The organism is Caproicibacter fermentans, from assembly GCF_014303955.1.
In the GTDB taxonomy this organism is placed as follows: domain Bacteria; phylum Bacillota; class Clostridia; order Oscillospirales; family Acutalibacteraceae; genus Caproicibacter; species Caproicibacter fermentans.
The window spans coordinates 1089377-1110452 of the sequence record NZ_CP060286.1 but is presented as its reverse complement, the minus strand read 5'-3'; the positions used below and the strand labels follow the sequence as shown (position 1 = coordinate 1110452).

General features: G+C 50.8%; 18 protein-coding genes, 1 tRNA gene and 1 pseudogene. 18 read left to right on the top strand and 2 right to left on the bottom strand.

Features of this window, described 5'->3' with window-relative positions:
• Positions 1-61 precede the first annotated feature (61 nt).
• From hprK to pfkA, 8 genes are all read left to right on the top strand, one after another.
• Positions 62-1027, top strand: a complete 966-nt coding sequence (gene hprK / locus HCR03_RS05505) for an HPr(Ser) kinase/phosphatase (protein WP_066648060.1) — start codon at positions 62-64, stop codon at positions 1025-1027.
• Between the two features lie 13 nt (positions 1028-1040).
• Complete coding sequence (locus HCR03_RS05500) at positions 1041-1775, top strand: phosphatase (RefSeq protein ID WP_066648058.1); 735 nt, start codon at positions 1041-1043, stop codon at positions 1773-1775.
• Positions 1776-1794: 19 nt separating this feature from the next.
• A complete protein-coding gene (gene murB / locus HCR03_RS05495) occupies positions 1795-2703 on the top strand; it encodes a UDP-N-acetylmuramate dehydrogenase (RefSeq protein WP_066648055.1) in 909 nt (302 codons plus the stop codon).
• A 16-nt stretch (positions 2704-2719) separates the two neighbouring features.
• The gene (gene rapZ / locus HCR03_RS05490; RefSeq protein WP_066648052.1) at positions 2720-3580 is read left to right on the top strand and encodes an RNase adapter RapZ; all 861 of its coding nucleotides are present in this window, start codon (positions 2720-2722) and stop codon (positions 3578-3580) included.
• Positions 3581-3596: 16 nt separating this feature from the next.
• Positions 3597-4535: a DNA-binding protein WhiA gene (gene whiA / locus HCR03_RS05485; RefSeq protein ID WP_066648050.1), complete on the top strand. Its 939-nt coding sequence runs from the start codon at positions 3597-3599 to the stop codon at positions 4533-4535.
• On the top strand, positions 4528-5232 hold the full coding sequence (locus tag HCR03_RS05480; protein ID WP_066648044.1) for a 4Fe-4S double cluster binding domain-containing protein: 705 nt from the start codon (positions 4528-4530) through the stop codon (positions 5230-5232). The genes whiA and HCR03_RS05480 overlap by 8 nt, the downstream gene beginning before the upstream one ends.
• A gap of 27 nt (positions 5233-5259) precedes the next feature.
• Positions 5260-8739: a DNA polymerase III subunit alpha gene (locus HCR03_RS05475; protein WP_187037023.1), complete on the top strand. Its 3480-nt coding sequence runs from the start codon at positions 5260-5262 to the stop codon at positions 8737-8739.
• Between the two features lie 127 nt (positions 8740-8866).
• A complete protein-coding gene (gene pfkA / locus HCR03_RS05470; protein WP_187037021.1) occupies positions 8867-9835 on the top strand; it encodes a 6-phosphofructokinase in 969 nt (322 codons plus the stop codon).
• 58 nt (positions 9836-9893) lie between these two features.
• Here pfkA and HCR03_RS05465 read toward each other — a convergent pair whose 3' ends face one another.
• Positions 9894-10280 (bottom strand): hypothetical protein, encoded by a 387-nt coding sequence (locus HCR03_RS05465; protein ID WP_066648038.1) that lies wholly within the window; start codon positions 10278-10280, stop codon positions 9894-9896.
• 95 nt (positions 10281-10375) lie between these two features.
• Between HCR03_RS05465 and HCR03_RS05460 the strand changes: the two genes are divergently transcribed.
• The 10 genes from HCR03_RS05460 to HCR03_RS05415 all read left to right on the top strand — a co-directional run bounded on the left by HCR03_RS05460 (position 10376) and on the right by HCR03_RS05415 (position 20711).
• Positions 10376-12757 (top strand): transglycosylase domain-containing protein, encoded by a 2382-nt coding sequence (locus tag HCR03_RS05460; RefSeq protein ID WP_066648036.1) that lies wholly within the window; start codon positions 10376-10378, stop codon positions 12755-12757.
• A 167-nt stretch (positions 12758-12924) separates the two neighbouring features.
• Positions 12925-14169, top strand: a complete 1245-nt coding sequence (locus tag HCR03_RS05455; protein ID WP_187037019.1) for a homoserine dehydrogenase — start codon at positions 12925-12927, stop codon at positions 14167-14169.
• A gap of 19 nt (positions 14170-14188) precedes the next feature.
• Positions 14189-15085: a homoserine kinase gene (gene thrB, locus HCR03_RS05450; RefSeq protein ID WP_066648025.1), complete on the top strand. Its 897-nt coding sequence runs from the start codon at positions 14189-14191 to the stop codon at positions 15083-15085.
• Positions 15086-15112: 27 nt separating this feature from the next.
• Positions 15113-16336 (top strand): aspartate kinase, encoded by a 1224-nt coding sequence (locus HCR03_RS05445; RefSeq protein ID WP_187037017.1) that lies wholly within the window; start codon positions 15113-15115, stop codon positions 16334-16336.
• A gap of 110 nt (positions 16337-16446) precedes the next feature.
• A tRNA-Pro gene (locus HCR03_RS05440) sits at positions 16447-16522 on the top strand.
• 206 nt (positions 16523-16728) lie between these two features.
• Complete coding sequence (locus HCR03_RS05435; RefSeq protein WP_187037015.1) at positions 16729-18111, top strand: DUF4417 domain-containing protein; 1383 nt, start codon at positions 16729-16731, stop codon at positions 18109-18111.
• Positions 18112-18319: 208 nt separating this feature from the next.
• Positions 18320-18772, top strand: coding sequence for a GNAT family N-acetyltransferase (locus HCR03_RS05430; protein WP_187037013.1), 453 nt, complete (start codon positions 18320-18322; stop codon positions 18770-18772).
• 130 nt (positions 18773-18902) lie between these two features.
• Complete coding sequence (locus HCR03_RS05425) at positions 18903-19646, top strand: tyrosine-type recombinase/integrase (RefSeq protein ID WP_330601120.1); 744 nt, start codon at positions 18903-18905, stop codon at positions 19644-19646.
• Positions 19647-19860: 214 nt separating this feature from the next.
• Positions 19861-20337, top strand: coding sequence for an SAM-dependent methyltransferase (locus HCR03_RS05420; RefSeq protein WP_187037012.1), 477 nt, complete (start codon positions 19861-19863; stop codon positions 20335-20337).
• 176 nt (positions 20338-20513) lie between these two features.
• The gene (locus tag HCR03_RS05415; RefSeq protein WP_156990095.1) at positions 20514-20711 is read left to right on the top strand and encodes a hypothetical protein; all 198 of its coding nucleotides are present in this window, start codon (positions 20514-20516) and stop codon (positions 20709-20711) included.
• A gap of 35 nt (positions 20712-20746) precedes the next feature.
• Here the strand turns inward: HCR03_RS05415 and HCR03_RS20490 are convergent.
• Positions 20747-20853 (bottom strand): annotated as a pseudogene (locus HCR03_RS20490) (ABC transporter ATP-binding protein); the annotation flags it as partial.
• Positions 20854-21076 lie beyond the last annotated feature (223 nt).

The window sequence follows — 21076 nt, the reverse complement described above, 5'->3', positions numbered from 1 at the left end:
TTTAAAGTTTGGAGCTTTTGAGATATAATATTTTTAAAACAACTGGAAAGCAGGTAGTAGCATGTCTGCAAAATACACCGTGCCGCTCTCAAAAGTGATGAAAGAATTGTCACTGAATGTAATCAGTATGCCCTGTGAACCGGACGAAATTCTTATTTCGTCAATGGATGTAAACCGGCCGGGCTTGGAACTGAACGGCTTTTACGACTTTTATGACACCACCCGTATTTTAATTTTCGGCAATGCAGAATCCGCTTTTCTGAACTCCATTTCGTCGCAGAAGCGGAAAGACGTCTTAAACGCTATTTTTTCGCAGAAACCGCCGGCTGCTATCATTGCCCGCGGACTGAAACCTCTGCCGGAGCTTTTGGAAGCGGTAAGGGAAAATGCCGTGCCGCTGCTCAGCACGGCGGAGACCACCTCCAGCCTGGTGGCCGCGCTCGTTTCTTTCATGAATGTGGAACTGGCGCCCCGCATCACGCGGCACGGCGTTTTGGTGGAAGTGTACGGCGAAGGGATTTTGCTGGTCGGCGACAGCGGTGTCGGCAAAAGCGAGACGGCGATCGAGCTGATCAAGCGCGGGCATCGTCTGATCGCAGACGATGCGGTGACGATTAAGCGGGTTTCCGCCAAGTCGCTGGTCGGCGAAGCGCCGGATAACATCAAGCATTTTATTGAGCTCAGGGGCATAGGTATTATCAACGCCCGCAGGATTTTCGGCATGGGCGCTGTAAAAGTTTCTGAAAAAATCGATATGGTCATCAATCTGGAAATCTGGGATAATCAGAAAATCTATGACCGCATGGGAATCGACAGCGAATTTACCGAAATACTGGGAATCAAGGTGCCTGTTCTGACCATCCCGGTCAAACCGGGCAGAAACCTTGCCATTATCATAGAAGTCGCCGCGATGAATAACCGGCAGAAAAAAATGGGATATAATGCGGCGGAAGAACTGCTCAGTAATCTGGGCATGGATCTTTCCGTGATGCAGGAGTCGGAAAAAAAACTTGAACTGAACTTTTAGAAAGGCGGGAACCATGAATCTGATTGCGGACACCCACACACACACGATTGCATCCACTCACGCTTACAGCACACTTTCCGAGATGGTTCACGCCGCGGCGGAACGGGGGCTGTTCGCCATTGCGGTTACCGATCACGGACAGGAGATGCCCGGCGCGCCCGGCCGTTGGTATTTTCACAATTTAAGAGTTTTGCCAAGAGAGATGGAACATGTTCTGGTCCTTCGGGGCGAAGAAGCCGATGTAACGGATTTTGACGGCGGTACCGATTTGAACCCGGAGGACGTTTCGACTCTTGACTGGGTGGTGGCGTCCATGCACGAAGTCGCCATGAGGGACAAGGCCCCCACGGTGGAAAAGGTGACAAACGCGTGGCTGGGCGTAGCCCAAAATCCGCTGATCCGGGTCATCGGTCACAGCGGTTCGGAGCTGTATCGTTACGATTATGAAACGGTCCTGCCGATATTTGCCGAAAACGGCAAACTGGTCGAGCTGAACGAGGCTACTTTTACGGGAAGAAGTGATTCTGTCCCGAACTGCACCAGAATCATGGAGCTGTGCAAAAAGCACGATGTGCCTGTTATTGTTAATTCGGACGCGCATTTCTCCGCTCAGGTCGGGCGTTTCGACCGTTCTCTTCAACTGCTTCGGGAGATTGAATTTCCGGAGGAGCTGGTCGTAAACTCAAGCGTTGAGCGTTTCTGCGACTATCTGAGGCAATATACCAAAGTGCTTTCCGACCCGGCCTGAAGAAAAGGAGGACGAACTGTTGGATTTTCTGGAAGAGCTTGAGAAATCTGCACGTTCGCTTGGATGCGAAACGTATCGAAACGAACCGATGAGCCGCCATACAACGTTCCGAATCGGCGGCCCGGCAGATTTGTTCCTCATTGTGAATGATAAGTCCGCGCTTCGGGAAGTATCCCGTAAATCGTGGGATCTCGGCATAAAGCTGTATCCCCTTGGCAACGGGTCGAACCTTTTGGTCAGCGACGCGGGAATCAGGGGAAGCGTTGTTTCTCTGGGCAAAGGATTTCAGAGAATTGAGCCGTGCGGTGAAAATGAACTGGAATGCGGGGCGGGAATTTCTCTTGCCGGCTTATGCAATTTTGCAAAAAATCATTCTCTGACGGGCCTTGAATTCGCGTGGGGAATCCCCGGCTCCGCGGGCGGCGCGGCATTTATGAACGCCGGGGCGTACGATCACTCCATGAGCGAAGTAATTACCGCGTGCAGCCACGTGACTCAGACGGGAGAGGCGGGAATCCTGCGGGGCGGGGATCTTCAGTACGGCTACCGCAGAAGCGCCTATTCCGGAAACGGATCTATCATTACTTCTCTTCGCCTGAAGCTGAGCCCGGGCGACCCGGAACAGATCTCCTCCACGATGCAGGAACTGTATGACCGGAGAAAATCCAAACAGCCGCTTGAAGTGCCCAGCGCCGGCAGCATTTTTAAACGTCCGCCCGGCCACTACGCGGGGACTCTGATTGAACAGTGCGGGCTGAAGGGACGGCGCGTCGGCGGGGCCATGGTCAGCGAGAAGCACGCCGGTTTTATTGTGAATTCCGGCGGGGCCACCTGCGGCGACGTGCTTCGGCTGATTGAACTGATCCAGGAAACCGTTTACCGTGAAGCCGGCGTCCGACTGGAATGCGAAGTGAAACAAATTGGCTGATAACCCGGAGGATCTTATGGAGTTTTTAATCGTAACCGGACTTTCCGGAGCGGGAAAATCCCGCGCGATGGATGCGCTGGAGGACATCGGTTTCTACTGTGCTGACAATATTCCCCCAAAGCTGATCCCGACCTTTTATGAGCTTTCCCGGCAGGCAAAGGGAACCCTCTCGCATGTCGCGGTCGTGACGGATATCCGGGGAGGCGACATGTTCTCCAGTCTTCTGGAAACGCTGGATCAGATGAAATCCGACGGCAAGGATTACAAGGTGCTTTTCTTGGACGCGAACGATTATGTTCTGGTCAACCGGTTTAAAGAAACACGGCGCAAGCACCCGCTTGCCGACAACTGTCTTGGCTCTCTGGATCAGGCCGTCCGGCTGGAACGCGACGTGCTTCGGCTTGTGAAGGAACGGGCGGATTATGTCATTGACACTTCGCTGCTTTCCCCCGCGCAGCTGAAAAAGCGGATTTCCGGCCTGTTTCTGGGGGATGCCTCCGACGCGCTGATGATCCACTGTATTTCCTTTGGGTTCAAATACGGCGTGCCGGCCGAGGCGGACCTTGTTTTTGACGTCCGCTGCCTTCCGAATCCCTATTATGTGGAGGAACTGAAAAATCTGACGGGGCTGGATGAACCGGTTCGCAGCTATGTCATGAAATGGGACCAGACCAAGGGCTTTGTCCGGCGATTCATGGACCTCATCGACTACATGATACCGCTCTATTGCGGAGAAGGAAAAAGCCAGCTTGTCGTTGCAATAGGCTGCACCGGCGGGCACCATCGTTCCGTAACGCTCGCGGAGCTTCTCTACAACCATTTGCTGCAGCAGAACCTGCGGACAAGCGTCAATCACCGGGATATCCAGAAACAATAAAATCCGGGAGGAAGCCATGTCGTTTTCTTCGAATACCAAAACAGAACTGTGCCGCATCCAGGCGGCGGACTGCTGCCGAAAAGCGGAATGTTACGGCCTTCTGCTTTTTGGCAGATGTTTTTCGGCGCAGTCCATCACTTTGACGACGGAGAACAGAGAGACGGCCAGACGCGCCGCGGAGCTAACGGCCGGAATAACCGGCGCCTTTGCGGACGTGTCCGTATCTCCGCGCAAAGGAGACCGGAAAAGCGCCTATACGGTTTCGGTTCCCGGGGAAAATCAGATTGAGCAGGTGCTTAATCAACTTGGCCATACCGGCAGGGAAATCAGCCTGCGGATCAACCTTGCCAATCTGGAAAATGATTGCTGCCGCTCCGCCTTTCTGCGGGGAGCGTTCCTTTCCTGCGGTACTGTTACCGACCCATCCAGGGATTACCGGCTGGAATTTGTAGTCCCTTACCGGAACCTTGCCCGCGACCTCACCGCGTTCCTGACAGACATTTTCGAACTGGATGTAAACCCGGGAATGTTGAACCGAAAGGGCTCTTATGTTGTTTATCTGAAGGGGAGCGAGCATGTTTCAGATCTGCTGACGTTTCTTGGAGCCGGAAACGCCGCCATGGAGCTGATTCAGGTCCGCATGCTCAAAGAAGTCCGGAACAATGTCAACCGCAAGACGAATTTCGAAGCCGCCAATATAGAAAAAACCGCTTCCGCCGCCGCGGGACAGCTGATGGCGCTGAAAAAGATATTTGCGGGCGGCGGCGTATCGGCGCTGCCGGAGGAACTGAGGGAGCTGGCGATTCTTCGATACCGGAACCCGGATTTGTCCCTGCGGGAGCTGGGGCAGAAGCTGGACCCGCCGCTGAGCCGTTCCGGGGTTAATCACAGGCTTCGCCGGATAATGGAACTTGCAGACCGCCTGCCGGCAACAGAAGGCGAGAGCCATGATTGATCTTAATAAGGAACTGAGAGAAATTCTTTTTTCAGAGGGCGCGGAGCTTGCGGGCGTCGGCAGCCTGGCCGCCGCGGCCCCGGAGGAACTGCCGCTCGGCGTGTCGGTCGCCGTTTCGCTTCCGGCGGAGGTGATCGCCTCGCTTCCGAACGGCCCTGCGGGGATTTACTACGACGCTTATTTTGAGCTGAACCGACGACTGGACCGAATTGTGGCGGCCGGCGCGGATTACCTGACCAGGAGCGGATACCGGGCACGGAGTCAGACGACGGCGGCGGTCAGGGAATTCGGAAATTATCGCACCGCGCTTCCCCATAAAACGGTTGCAACGCGGGCGGGAATCGGCTGGATCGGGAAATGCGCGCTGCTGGTAACCGAGCAATTCGGTCCGGCGGTTCGTCTGTCGTCCCTGACAACGGATGCTCCTCTTTCCTGTGCCGAACCGATTGACGAATCCCGCTGCGGGTCCTGTACGGCCTGCGGGCGGGCCTGCCCCGGACATGCGGTTTCCGGCAGACTCTGGCACGTCGGCATGGACCGGGACGAATTCTTCGATCCTCTGGCCTGCCGCAAGGCCGCGAGAAAGCTGGCGGCGGAGAAGCTTCATCAGGAAATTACGCTTTGCGGTCGGTGTATTGCCGCCTGTCCTTATACGAAGCGGTATCTGAACCGTATGCGGAACGAACCCGCACGATAACTTTTAAAAGCAAGGAGGAGGGGCGTTTTGTTCGTCCATCTGCATGTACACAGCGAATACAGCCTTCTGGACGGAGCCTGCCGCATCAAACGGCTGGTCGATACCGCGGCGGAGCGCGGCGCACCGGCGGTCGCGGTAACGGACCACGGCGTCATGTACGGCGCGGTCGACTTTTATAAGGCCGCGAAAAAACGGGGGATTAAGCCGATTATCGGCTGCGAAGTATATGTTGCGCAGCGCACCCGTTTTGACCGGGTTCACGGTCTGGACTCCGAACACCGGCATCTGGTTCTGCTTTGCGAGAACAACACCGGCTATCAGAACCTGATCGCTCTGGTCTCCCGTTCGTGGACGGAGGGCTTTTACTCCAAGCCGCGCGTCGATTTTGAACTGCTCCGGCAGTACCATGAAGGACTGATTGCCCTCTCCGCGTGTCTGGCCGGTGAAATTCCGCGCAATTTGACCGCGGGCGATTATGACGGGGCAAAGTCTGCCGCTCTGCGGTACGATGAGATTTTCGGCAGGGGAAACTTTTATCTGGAGCTTCAGGATCACGGACTGCGGGAGCAGAAGCTGGTGAACCCCTCCATCCGACAGATTTCCCGGGAAACGGGAATCCCGCTTGTAATAACGAACGACTGCCACTACATCAGTCCGCAGGACAGCGCGATGCACCGCATCCTGCTTTGCATCCAGACGAACCATACCGTTGAGGACAAGGACGGCATGGAGTTCGGAAGCGACCAGTTTTATTTCAAAACGGAGGAGGAAATGCGCGCGCTGTTCCCGGATTGCCCGGAAGCGGCGGACAACACCGTGAAAATCGCGGAACGCTGCAACGTGGAGTTCGAGTTCGGCAAAACAAAGCTGCCCCGGTTTGAAACCCCGAACGGGCAGGAGAACACCGCGTATTTCCGCGAGCGGTGCTATGAGGGTCTGCACCGGCATTATGGGGAGCAACCGGATCAAACCATCGTGGATCGCCTGGAATATGAGCTGGACACCATCGAAAAAATGGGTTATGTCAACTACTATCTGATTGTACACGACTTTGTGCGCTATGCGAAAGAGGCCGGAATCCCCGTAGGCCCGGGCAGAGGGTCCGGCGCGGGAAGTCTTGCCGCCTATTGCATCGGAATCACGGGAATCGACCCGATCCGATACAATCTGCTGTTCGAACGGTTCCTGAATCCGGAACGTGTCTCCATGCCGGACTTCGACATCGATTTTTCGGATGAGCGCAGGCCGGAAATGATCGATTACGTCGTGCGGAAATACGGCGCGGATCACGTTGCACAGATCGTGACGTTCGGAACCATGGCGGCCCGCGGTTCCATCCGGGACGTCGGACGGGCGATGGCGATTCCCTACGCGCAGGTGGATACCATCGCCAAGCTGGTTCCGTCGGAGCTGAACATTACGCTGGACAAGGCCCTGCAGGCTTCCGGCGAATTCCGGCAGCGGTACGATACGGATCCGCAGGTCCACGCGCTGATCGACATGGCCCGTCAGCTGGAGGGCATGCCGCGCAACGCCTCCACACATGCCGCCGGCGTGGTGATCACGGACCGGCCGGTTGCGGAGTATGTCCCGCTTGCAAAAAACGGGGATTCTATCGTCACCCAGTACACGATGACGACGCTGGAGGAACTCGGCCTTTTAAAGATGGATTTTCTCGGGCTGAGGAACCTTTCCGTGATTCACGACGCGGAAGAGATGATCGCGGAAAAACAGCCCGGATTCAGAATGGAGGACATCCCGCTTGATGATCCTGAGGTTTACCGAATGCTCTCCGAGGGAAAGACGGACGGCGTGTTTCAGTTTGAATCGGGGGGAATGCGGAATGTGATCGCGCAGCTCGGGCCGGAAAAGATCGAGGACCTGATCGCCGTGATCTCGCTTTACCGGCCGGGGCCGATGGAGTCGATTCCGCGCTATATTGAAAACCGGCACAATCCCGCCAAGGTGACTTACCGCCATCCGCTCTTAAAGGGGATTCTGGACGTCACCTACGGCTGTATTGTGTACCAGGAACAGGTGATGCAGGTTTTTCGCACCCTTGCGGGCTACTCGCTCGGCAGAGCGGATATCGTCCGCCGCGCGATGAGCAAAAAGAAGAAGGACGTAATGGAACGGGAACGCGAAATCTTTCTGCACGGCCTGACGGATGAAAACGGAAATGTGGAGGTGGAAGGCTGCGCGCGGCGCGGCGTCGACGAACAGACGGCGCGAGCGGTGTTCAGCGAAATGGAGAGCTTTGCCTCCTACGCGTTCAATAAATCGCACGCGGCGGCCTATGCCTTCCTCAGCTATCAGACCGCATGGCTCAAATGCCATTATCCCCGTCAATATATGGCCGCGCTGATGACCAGCGTGCTGGACAACAACAATAAGCTCTCCGCCTATATCGCGGAATGCCTGCGCCTGGGAATCCGCGTGCTGCCGCCCCATGTCAATGAAAGCGCCGCCGGATTTACCGTATCCGGAAAGGACATTCGTTTCGGCCTGCTGGCGGTGCGAAACCTCGGGCGAGGATTCATCGACGGACTTGTAAGCGAGAGGGAGGAGCGGGGAAAATACAGGTCCTTCTTTGATTTTGTCCGCCGCGTGTACGACGGTATGAACCGCAGAACCTTGGAAAGCCTAATAAAATGCGGGGCGCTGGACGGCCTCGGCGCCAACCGCAGGCAAATGCTTTCCGGCTCCGATTCCGTTCTCGACTACCTTGACGCCGATAAAAAGCGGAATGTCGAAGGGCAGATCGGTTTTTTCGATTCCTCCGCGAAAACCGGGACGGAAGAATTCAGATTGGACGACCTGCCGGACCTTCCGGCTTCCGACAAGCTTTCGATGGAGAAAGAGGTTACCGGTCTTTATTTGTCCGGACATCCGATGGCGGAGTATGCGGATGCGTATGAGAAACTGCACGCGACGCGGCTCAGCGACGTGCTGGAGGGCGCGCAGGACGGCAGCGGCGCGATGAAGGACGGGCAGCGGATTACCGTGCTTGGAATCCTGACCAAAGTTCGCGTCAAAGTGACCAAAAGTGACAGCACGATGGCCTTTGCGACGGTGGAGGACATGTTCGGTTCGTTGGAAATGCTGGTGTTTCCAAGAACCCTTTCCGAATACGCGGAATGGATTGCGGAGGGAAAAATCCTTCTGATCCAGGCACGTGTCAGCATCCGCGAGGACGAGGACCCCAAGCTGATCTGCGAATCCGTCAAACCGGTTTCATCCGCGCCGGGCGAAGCAGGACGTTCTTCCGGCAGAACAAGCCCGCCGGGCTTGTATTTAAAGGTGCCGGGAGAAGACAGTCCGCAGTATGAGAAGGCGAAAAAGTACCTTGCCGTTTTTGACGGATCCACTCCGCTGTATGTTTTTTTTGCGGATTCCCGCCGGCTGTTTCATGCGCCGCTTTCCATGCGTGTCGGTTTGAATGATGTTCTGCTTCGCGAGCTGAAAAAGCTGCTTGGCGAAAAAAATGTGGCGATTGTGGAGGATTAGAAACAATTATCCATATAACGGAAACTTCCGTCCATATCTTTCGGTTGATAACGGCGGATCCTTTCGATTATAATAACTATAGAGACATAATGATTTGTAGTTTACGTTAATTTGGAGGGATTTGAATATGTCTTCAAAGGCAATCGCCGTCTTGACGAGCGGCGGAGACGCGCCCGGCATGAATGCTGCCGTGCGTGCGGTTGTTCGCACGGGCCTGTCCCACGGCGTGAGGGTAATGGGAATTCAACGCGGTTTTAACGGTCTTCTCAGCGGAGAAGTTGTTGAAATGAACCTAAGGAGCGTTTCCGATATCATCCACCGCGGGGGTACTATTTTATATACGGCCCGCAGTCCGGAATTCAATACGCCCGCCGGTGTTCAGCAGGCGGCTTCCACCTGCCGCAGCCTTGGAATCGACGGAGTAGTGGTAATCGGCGGTGACGGTTCCTTCCGCGGGGCAAGGGATTTGACGGAGTCCGGAATCCGCTGCATTGGAATTCCGGGGACCATCGACAACGACATTGCTTCCAGCGAGTACACCATCGGGTTCGACACGGCGATGAATACCGCCGTCCAAATGGTGGACCGGCTCAGGGATACAATGGAATCGCACGACCGCTGCAGCGTTGTTCAGGTCATGGGCCGCCGATGCGGAGATATCGCTCTGCAGGCGGGTATTGCGGTTGGCGCCACAAGCATTCTTGTTCCGGAGGTTCCGTACGATTTTCAGAAAGACATTATCGAACGCATGCGCTTTACCCAGAAAACAGGGAAAAAGCATTTTATCATCATTGTTGCGGAGGGCGTCGGGGGAGTCGAAAAACTGGCGCAGGACATTCAGGAAGCCACCGGCATCGAGTCCAGAGCAACCATCCTTGGTCATGTTCAGCGCGGCGGATCGCCGACTCTGCGCGACCGTGTGGTCGGCAGCGAAATGGGTTCGGTTGCGGCGACTCTGCTTTACAAGGGCAAGGGGAACCGCGTAATTGTAATGCAGGGCGGCAAAATTGTGGATCTGGATATTTCTGAAGCACTTAACATGAAGCGCGTGTTTGACAAAAACCTGTATGAGATTGCGCATCGCATTTCCATCTGAGAAAGAGACACAGCAAACGGACTCCGCTTTTTTGGGCGGAGTCCGTTTTTTTCTGCCGTCAGCCTTCATAGTCTTCAATTACACGGGTGAGTTCCGCGGTGCCCCTGGCCTGTATGCCGTCGTGAAGAAGCTTTTGGTCCTCTTCGGGAAAGATACTTACGTCGATGTCAATTTCTTCAAAGGGGAGCTTGTCCCCTTCACGGAATACTCCAATGTGCCCGTCAAATTCCCTGACAATATATAAATCCTCGTTCTGTCTGCTTGCTGCGGCGATAATAGCGCTGCTTTCTTGACTTGAAGGCTCAATTGAGGTAAAATTACTTGACGCGGTCGAATCGGGCGCGGAGCTGGATCCGGACTGCCGGTTCCAATGCGGAAGCCCCAAAACGACCAAAACAGTCAGCAGGGCAATCACGCAGAGCAGGAGCATAGAAGTTTTTTTCAAATAGATCACCTCTGTGAATATTATTTGAAAAATTTGGTAACTTATTCATTCAATTGAAAAAACAGCAAATATTATGATATAAGGGGGTGGTATGGATGAGAAAAACCGACATCAGTAAATATGCTGGCGGTCGGAACGTGGACAAGGAGAACGTTTCAACCGCTAAATCTGTTTTTAAAATGATTCTTCGGTGCATAACAACGATAATTACCGTTTTTGTGATCGCGGGGGCCATTGTTTCCGTGTCTCTTTTTTCGTACATTTACAGCATGAAGAATGAATCGGTCGATTACGATCTTCATAAACTGCAGCTCAACTATACCAGTTTTATTTATGTGAACGGACCAAACGACGACGCGTCGAATCCTGTAAAATATCAAAGCCTCTACAGCAGTGAAAATCGTATCTGGGTGGATTACGATAAAATTCCGAAGGCGATGAAGGACGCGATCGTCGCCATTGAGGACAAGCGTTTCTGGGAGCATAAGGGGGTCGACTGGAAGCGGACTTTCGGAGCGGCCATTAATCTTTTCGACATTTTTCAGTCCAACGGCGGCAGCTATGGCGGCTCGACTATTACCCAGCAGCTGATTAAAAATATTACGGGTGACAATGAGGTCAGCCTGACGCGCAAGGTAAAGGAAATTTTCCGCGCGCTTAATCTGGAGAAAAAATATTCCAAAGAAGAGATCCTTGGCGCTTATTTAAACGTCGTCCCTTTCGGAAGCGGATGCAACGGCGTTCAGACTGCCGCAAATTTGTATTTTGGTAAGAATATTCAGGACTGCGATATCGCCCAGTGCGCGGCCATTGCGGGCATCACACAAAATCCTACAGCCTATTCTCCGCTGACCCATCCCGAAAAAAACAAAGATCGTCAGCAGACGGTTTTGAAGGCGATGCACGATCAGGGGAAAATCACGGACGAAGAATATCAGGCAGCCGTAAAGGAATCCGAAAACATGAAATTCGTCGGCAAGAAAGCCGAAGACGTTGTGGATGAAAATTCGGTCTGGAACTGGTATACGGAGGCGGTGTTTGAAGACGTTAAAAACAGTCTGATGGAAACCTACAGCTGCTCTTCCGACAAAGCGATCGATATGATTTACCACGGGGGACTTAAAATATACTCCGCTGTGAATTCGGACCTGCAAGAAACTGCGGAGAATGTTTTCAACGACGGAAAGACATTTCCTTCCGCTTACCCGAATCTTCAGGGCGGGTATGTCGCGATGGATTACAATGGGCGCGTTCTTGCGATTGTCGGTTCCAAGGGCAAAAAGGAAAGCAACCGTTTGTTTGACCTTGCGACAGATGCAAAGCGGCAGCCGGGGTCTTCCATCAAGCCGCTTGCCGTTTACGGGCCGGCGGTGAACGCGGGCCTGATCAATTACTCTTCCCTTGTCAACGATGAACCGCTGCCCAACTGGAAGAACGGACAGCCGGGCCCGGCCAACTGGGACAATCGATACCATGGTATCATCACGGTGGAAAAAGCGCTGGAACAGTCATATAACGCAGCGTCGGTACAAGTTGACAAAATGCTCACCCCGAACGTCAGTTTTAATTTCCTGAGGGAAAAGCTTGGTTTTACGTCGCTGGAACCCGCCGATAACACGCTTGCAGCTATGGCGGTCGGTGGAATGACGCAGGGAATTACGGTAAAAGAAATGACGGCCGGATTCCAGATGTTTGGAAACGGCGGAAAATTTTATAAACCTTATACCTTTTATTATATACAGGATCACGACGGCAATGTGATTGTCGATAACCGGAACGAGGTTCCGGTTCAGTCCATATCCTCCTCGGCGGCCACCGTTGTGCATAAGCTTCTGAATAATGTGATGGCGCATGGCACGGGTATTGCCGCGAACATCAGCGGATGGGACGTTTTCGGAAAAACGGGGACGACCAACGACAACAAGGACAGCTGGTTCGTCGGCGGGACCCCTTACGCGGTGGCCGGAGTCTGGACCGGTTACCGGACCCCGAAGGTTCTGACAAAATATGAAACGCCGGTTGCAAAAACCGTTTGGAAAAACATTATGACCCAGTACTTGAAGGGGAAGGAAAAGAAAGAATTCGATTTGGATCAGAACGTGCGTCCCTTCAAATTCTGCGTGGAAAGCGGCCTGCTGGCAAATCCCGGTGTCTGTACGGAGACAAAAACCGGCTGGTATGATATTAACAAACTGCCGGCAACCTGTAATATAGACCACGGGGGCTCCGGTTCCGAAACGGATAGTTCCTCATCGGCAGCCGGAAATTCATCGTCGACCGGCGATTCGTCGCAAGCCGGCGACGATTTCCCTGAGTTGCCCTCTCAGCAGCCGGATTCCGGCACGGAATCGGGTACACACTCTTCCGAAACCTCTTCGAAAGGGAATAAAAACAGTTCGAAAGCCTCTTCCCGGCAAGGCGTCTCAAAACCGGACGACCAGTCGTGGCGCCAGGACAGCATCAGCCCGGATGAATGATTTTTATGCGTGACGGTTGAATCGAGGACCGATTCATGTTAAACTAGTCAATAAAGTTTTGTGCAGCCGAACGTCAGGCGACTTTCATTTTAAATGGTCTTTCAATGAAATGAAGATTCGAAACAGCCTGATGCGGGAAGGCAGAGAGAGTTAAAGGAGTGCTGACAATGGTGGAAATAGCGGTTATGGGATACGGCACTGTCGGCTCCGGCGTAGTGGAGGTGCTTGATAAGCATGCTGACAGTATCGCCGGGCGTGCAAAGGAACAGATCCGTGTAAAATACATTCTGGATTTAAGGGATTTTCCGGGCAGTCCATATGAACGCAGCTTTACGAAATCTTTTGATGCAATTCTGAATGATCCGGACGTCCATATAGTAGTGGAAGTGATGGGCGGGCTGCATCCGGCGTTTGACTATGTAAAAAAATGTCTGGAAAACGGGAAAAGCGTTGTTACTTCGAACAAAGAGCTGGTTGCGGCAAAGGGAGCCGAACTGCTCGAATTGGCGCAAAAAAACAATTTAAATTTTTTGTTTGAAGCAAGCGTCGGCGGAGGAATCCCGATTATCCGTCCGATCAGCCAATGCCTTGCGGCGAACGATGTGGTTGAAATCGCCGGAATCTTAAACGGAACAACCAATTTCATTCTGACAAAGATGATTCGGGAGAAAACAACATTTGCCGACACGCTTGCTCTTGCGCAGAAGTTGGGATATGCGGAGCGCAATCCCGCGGCCGACGTAGAGGGAATGGACGCCTGCAGAAAAATATGCATCCTTGCATCCCTGGCGTATGGAAAGCATGTTTATCCGGAACAGGTGCATACCGAGGGGATTTCCAAAATCCGCCTCGAAGATGTTGAATACGCGGACGTATGGGGCGGAGTCATTAAGCTGATCGGACAGGTCAAAATGATGGACAGCGGAAAAATACAGGTGATTGTCTGTCCGATGTTTCTTTCGAGAGACAGTCAGCTTGCCAATGTTGACGATGTCTTCAATGGGATTCTGGTACGGGGCGATTCCACCGGCGACGTGGTTTTCTATGGCAAGGGAGCCGGCAAATTCCCCACAGCCAGCGCCGTGGTGGCAGATGTCATCGACTGTGTCAAACACTTTAAGGCGAGAAAATATCTTTATTGGGACGAGGGCTCGCCCGATTACGTGGAGGATTATCTGGAGAATCACGTTGCAATGTATGTGCGGGCGGTGACGGAGGATGAAACTCTGGCATTTAAAAATATTGAAAATCAGCTTGGTGCCGTCGACCGCCTGACCCGGAAAGGCAGCAAGCCCGGGGAAATTGCTTTTGTTACGAAAAAATCACCGGAAAAAGAAATTCGCAAAGCTCTTGAAGCCCTGTCCGGGCTTGGGGTTCAAATACAGAATACGATTCGAATCGGCGAAGTGTAAAATGTGAGGTTGTTGTTATATGATACGAATACAGGTACCGGCGACCAGCGCCAACCTTGGGTCCGGTTTTGACTCTCTCGGCATTGCCCTGACGTTATACAATCAGGTCTGGATGGAAGAATCGGATCTGATTGATATTTCGTGCAAAGATAATATTGAGGTGCCGACCGATGAGACGAATTTGATTTACTGGGCCGCGAAACGCCTGTACGACCTTTGCGGACACAAGCTGCCCGGGATGAAAATCATCCAGCTCAACAATATACCGATGGCGCGCGGGCTCGGCAGCAGCTCCGCCTGCATTGTGGCCGGCATTCTTGGGGCAAACCGCATGCTTGGCAGTCCGTTGAGCCGTCAGGACCTGATTAATCTGGCTGCTGAGATTGAGGGCCATCCCGACAACACGACGCCGGCGATTGAAGGCGGCCTGGCGGCTTCAGCGATTGAGGCGGGCCGTGTTTACAGCGTCAGCGTTCCGGTCTCCGAAAAAATCCGGTTCGCTCTTTTCGTTCCTCCGTTTGAATTAAAGACGGAAAAAGCACGCTCCGTTCTGCCGAAGGAATATTCCAGGAGCGATGCGGTTTACAATCTGTCCCGCTCGGCTTTGATGGCGGCTTCTCTGTTTTCGGGACGGCTTGAAAACCTGCGCGTCGCCGTTCAGGATAAAATCCATCAGCCCTACCGTTCCGGACTGATTGCAAACCTTGACGACGTATTCCGCTTGAGCTACGAACTTGGTTCGCTCGGAACGTACATAAGCGGCGCGGGTCCGACGATTATTTCGATGATTCCGACGGAAGGAGCCGAGACATTTTCAAAATATGCCGTTGCGCGGCTTCGGGAAAAAGAAATTGATGGCTGGCAGGTACAGGTGCTCAATACTGACCCACAGGGTGCAATCATTTCAATGGAATAACTTAGCTTGATAGGAGGACGGAACCTTATGAGTCTGATTGTCCAGAAATTCGGCGGAAGCTCGGTTGCAAATGCAGAACGGGTCTTCAATGTGGCGGACATTGTGACCAAAACCTATGCAAAGGGAAACGATGTGATCGTTGTGGTTTCCGCGCAGGGGGACACCACGGACGACTTAATTGCAAAAGCGCATGAAATCAATCCCAACGCCTCGCGGCGGGAAATGGATATGCTCTTAACGACGGGTGAACAGATCTCTGCCTCTTTGATGGCGATGGCGATTGAAAAGCTCGGCTATCCCGTGGTTTCCCTGCTGGGCTGGCAGGCGGGGTTTCATACCAGCACGGCGTATGGAAGTGCCAGAATCAAGCGGATTACACCGGACAGGATCAAAAAAGAATTGGATAAGAAAAATATTATTGTCGTAACAGGTTTTCAGGGAATCAACCATTACGACGATATGACGACTCTGGGCCGCGGCGGTTCCGATACGAGCGCTGTCGCAATTGCGGCTGCGATGAACGCCGACTTGTGCCAGATTTATACGGACGTCGAGGGCGTGTTTACTGCGGATCCCCGAAAGATAAAGAATGCCAAAAAGCTTGACGTGATTTCTTATGACGAGATGCTGGAGCTCGCCTCACTGGGCGCGCAGGTGTTGAATAATCGTTCCGTCGAAATGGCAAAGCGTTACGGAATTGAGCTTGAAGTTCTTTCGAGCATGACAAAAAAGCCCGGCACAATTGTAAAGGAGGCTACGAAAGTGGAGAAAATGCTGATCAGCGGCGTCGCGAAAGATGAGGATGTCGCGCGCGTATCCATCATTGGGGTTCCTGACAGGCCCGGTCTTGCGTTTAAAATATTTTCTAAAATCGGCGCAAAAAATATAAATATTGATATTATCCTCCAATCGGTTGGCCGGAACGGAACCAAAGATATCACATTTACCGTCCATCGCGCGGACCTGAAGGAGACCATCGCGATTCTGGACCCGTATGTGGAACTGATCGGCGCTACGTCGGTTGTGTACGATGAGGACGTGGCAAAGGTTTCGATTGTGGGCGCCGGCATGGAAACTCATTCGGGTACGGCTGCAAGCATGTTTGAAGCGCTCTTTGCGGCTGATATCAATATCCATATGATTTCCACCAGCGAGATTAAAATTTCCGTTTTGATCGACCGTGCGGATACGGATAAGGCAGTCGCGGCGATTCATAACCGCTTTTTCGGCGAAGGCAGAGATAACGACTAATCGAGAACCGTGTAAAACAGCCGGTGGCCGCTTCTACCGCAAAAACCGGCTGTTTTCTGTTTTTTGCTTGCAATTTCAGGGCGGATGTGGTAAAATAAATAACGTTGTTTCCGGGTGTGGCGCAGTTGGTAGCGCGCTAGACTGGGGGTCTAGAGGCCGCAAGTTCAAGTCTTGTCACTCGGACCATGGGTAAGTCCTTATAGGACTTACCCATTTTTTTATGCAAATATTTTTTGTTTTTTACGTCTTTAAAAGGGTTTTTAAGTGATCACGTCCAACGCTACGGCAGTTTTTCAATAAATTTTTAAAAAGTTGCCCTTTTTAGGGAAACTTTCACTTTTTTTGCGGGTTAAGTGAAAGGATGTTTTTCCTATCTTAAAGGAGGCAACTAGATGACCGAAGAAAATTATAAGTATCGTACGAGTCCTCTTTTCCTTCGCAATCAGTTCAAAGGGAAAGGAAAGCTGCAAATTCCGATTATCCCTAAATTTCAAATTCAACCCGATGATTTCAATGGTCTGCTTTTCATTGGATTTGATAAAATCGGCACAAATGATACAAAACATGTCAACCGCATGGTCCATTTCTTTCTGTACGATTACAAATTTGAGCGTGTCTGGAAGAATCCCGATACCGATCTGGAAAAGCTGAAATGCTATCGTGCGGTGCTTTCTCCTGACTTTAGTATGTATGTAGAGATGGCACCGGTTTTGCAGCTTTACAATACATTCCGAAACCGTTGGTGCGGAGCCTATTTTGCGTCGAAAGGGATTCGCGTCGTTCCCACCATTAGTTGGGGACACGAAAATACGTTTGAGTTCTGCTTTGACGGAATTGAAAAGGGTTCCGTAGTTGCGGTGTCAACCTATATGGTGTCGGAACACGACAACCGCCAGGACCAGAAAGAGTTTTTCCTAAAGGGCTATAACGAGATGCTCCGCCGGATCGAACCGGAAAAAATAATCTGCTACAATACGCCATTCCCCGAGATGCAGGGCGATATTGTGTTTGTCGACTATGAACTAAGCTCGTGGAGATATATGGGCGACGCCCCGTACACGCCGTCCATATATGCGAAATACATCTGCGGGGAAGCACCCCTTCCGGCAGGGAGCAATCTCATTATTAAAAGCGGATATGTTGTAAATGAGAATAGCAGGAATTATAATAGCATTGTACAAGCCGGGATGGGTAGCGCTTATGGTGCCAAATGGAAACCCCATAACGAATTCGAAGCAAGATTATGGGGAAAGCCCGGAGAAATTAAGGTCTCTTACAAAAAAGATGGAACAAAGTTTGAAACAAAAATTGGTGACAATGGGAAGGCATCTTTGGAACGGCATCACACCACTGCCCCGAATTCCAAATATCATAGCAATCCGCATGACCATAAGGTTAATTGGGATAGCCCAGACGAACATCCTGATTTCGAACCGGCAATCAATTATTTTGATGGTAATGTACCGGAGTTTAAGTCAAAGCGCGGAGGTATCTTTGATATTATGAAAATAGCAGATAATAAATTAGAAGACGATTGCTTTAAAACAATCAGCGATTTTAAAGAATGCATGCGGTTCCATGGTGAAGTCGTTTTGGAATGGCATTCTGAACAATATGGAATCTTTTGGGATGGAAACCGCTATTGTATTGCAAAAACAGATGGTTCATATGAAAAATGGTGCGATACCGCTGATGAAGTACTGGAATATAAGGTTGGCAAAGACAGGCTGCGGGATGTGATCACGCAAGTGATAGTAATTGATAGAACAATCTAGCCGGGGCGTAAATGCTGCTTGCAGATTGCCCGCAAACCGTTGATAATACTGGATTTCTCCAAGTCCTATAATTTTACTCCGACCAAAAAAAGACATATCTTCCGCCAAGGGGAGAGGTATGTCTTTTTTTATGTGGAAAAGCATGGTATTATGGATTCAGAGTTTATTATTTCATTAGACAAACAGAAACTTGAGGAGAAATTTCTATATGAGATATAAATATACAAATGGGTCTGAACCAGACTTTATTTTATTGTGCCATGAACTGGATGAATTTCTGAATAAATTGGTTGGCGGAGAAGAAAACCGTTTGCAATATATTCCATATAATCAATTAGATGATATTCACAATGTTGTTATCGTTTACGACGGGGATAAACCTATAGGTTGTGCAAGTTTTAAGCATTATGATGTTGAAACGGCAGAGGTAAAACGCGTATTCATCAAGGAAGAATATCGCGGAAAAAATATTTCAAAAAAGTTGATGGAATTGTTGGAGCAAAGCGCAAAGAAACAAGGCTATAAAAAATTTGTACTGGAGTCCGGTGAGCCATTGATTGCCGCAATGAAATTATACAGGTCCATTGGTTATTTTAAAATTAAAAATTTCGGGCAATACAAAGATATGCCAGATTCCGTCTGCATGGAGAAAATACTATAATTTTCAGTATGTAACTTAATTGGAGATTATACTAACTGTAAAAATTTTATTTTCGGGTTTGTGTTTTCATTGAGCTGAAATGGAATGAGAGATAGCCTTTTACGGGTATCCCTCGTTTACTGTGTCGTGTATGTCGAAGAATAGCCAAACGGTTATGTTTTTTAAATATGTTAGGGATTTCATTCATGACATGCGGATTGAACTCAAAAGTGAGCGCACAGTGGAAACCTACCGGCAATCGCTAAATTCCTTTAGACAATATCTTTCCGAACAATACTCAAAAGGTGTTGACGCGATTACCATTGATTTTGTCAGCGACAAGGTGATTCGGGAGTACATCGGGTGGGTCTCCAATCACAGCAGCGTCGGCACAAGAAATGTCCATCTTGCCGCTCTAAAGGCATATGTGAAATATGCGGCCTCCAAAAACATTGACCTGACGTCATTGCAAATCAGCCTTGCCGGTTTAAAGCACAAAAAGGTTTATCCCAAACGGCACAACTGGCTTAGCAAAGACCAGATACTATTGATTCTGGAGCAGCCGAAGCCTACAAAAATCGGGGTAAGAGACCGTTTCATTATTCTGTTTTTGTTTTCAACCGGCGCGCGCTTAAACGAGATGATCACGGTCAAGGCAAACGACGTTATCACGGATGGAAAACACCCATATGTCCGGCTTTTCGGCAAGGGCGACAAGCCACGGATCGTTCCGGTTCCCGATGATGCATTTCTCACTGCCGGAAATCGCCAAGCTCCTTGGCCATGTGGATATTTGGCCGTAGAAGCAATGAACAACATGTTGGGCGATCAGCCCGCTAGAAAATGGGACAGCCTTTCCGAAGATGACAAGTTGAAATTCTTAGGATTGAAGTAACTCAGAATTAGACCGATATTTTCGCTTAAAACAGGGGGACGAGCCTTGGTTTCTACCGAAGTTATCGGTATTAGTTTTTACGCGGCCTTAAAGATGTTAGGCCGATATCGGTCTAACACCTTTAGCGCGCATTAAAAAAAGCTTGAAGTGTACTAAACTTCTGCTATACTAAAATCAACGGCGCCGTAAATATAACAAAAAGGAGATAGTATTTATGGCAGAACTAAAAGTTAATACGATTGGGATGATTGCGTGTCACGGTGAGGACATAAGGCTTGTTTTAGACAAGACTTATGCTTCTGCTCTCGCTGGGTTGGATGGGTTTAGCCATATTCAGATTTTATGGTGGTTTTCCGAGTGTGATAATCCGAAGAATAGAAGCAAACTCTCAGAAATAAAACCCTATAAAAACAGTCCCGAAGTACTCGGTACCTTTGCCACCCGCTCACCCATGCGCCCAAACCCTATTGCGCTGGATTGTGTGCAGGTAACCTACATCGACCATGAAAACGCAGTGATTGGCCTTTCATATATTGAAGCGTTTGACGGTTCGCCGGTTTTGGATATTAAACCGTACACGCCGAGCCTAGACCGCGTGGAAAATCCTGTTGTTCCTGAATGGTGCAGCCATTGGCCGAAGTGTTATGAAGAATCCGGCAATTTTGATTGGGAAAACGAAATGAACAGTTAAGCAATATGAAAGAGAACGTCTGCCTGAGTAAGGTAGACGTTCTCTTTCAGCTTGAATAGTAGGTGATTCAATGGCCTGCGTTCCCGTTCCCAAGGAACAAATCCTATAATGACACTCAGAAGCAAAAAACAAATAGTCATGCCGTCTGAATCCATAGAAGCGACGGGCAAATCCTGATGGTCCAAAATGCCGACCAGAAGATCTATCCGGCCTTTATGACAAAAATCATGAAGGTCATCGTCGCTTTGCAGAAACTCCCTTTGCCGGATCCGCGGATCACACTGACCAGCGGTATTCTTGAACAGATGGAGAAGGAAGACGCGTCTACAGCAGGTTTCCAACCGGGGAATGGGTGCGGTCCATTCAACCTCTGATTTAGCGCGAACACTCGTGGAGGCGCACTTTGAATTGAGATACTGGAAATCGGGTTGCGAAAATGAACGCGTTCCATCAAATCCAGTCAGCGGTCGGTTCATCAAGCACTAAAACTTTTGGATCATTTAAAAGCGCCTGCGCTTGCCGAGCCCCGTTTCATGCCGCCGGAAACGTTTCAACGCACATTAAAAGCTCAAGGCGGAAACATATCTTCTTCCTTTCCAGAAAAGCTGCCGCCAACTCAACAGAAATCCGATGGGACTGTATAAAGATCTTAAAACCGAATCCGCCCTATTTCTCTTCCATAGCACCTTTATGGCGCTCATGAATATCTTATTATAGAAAAATACAAGGGAGAGATATG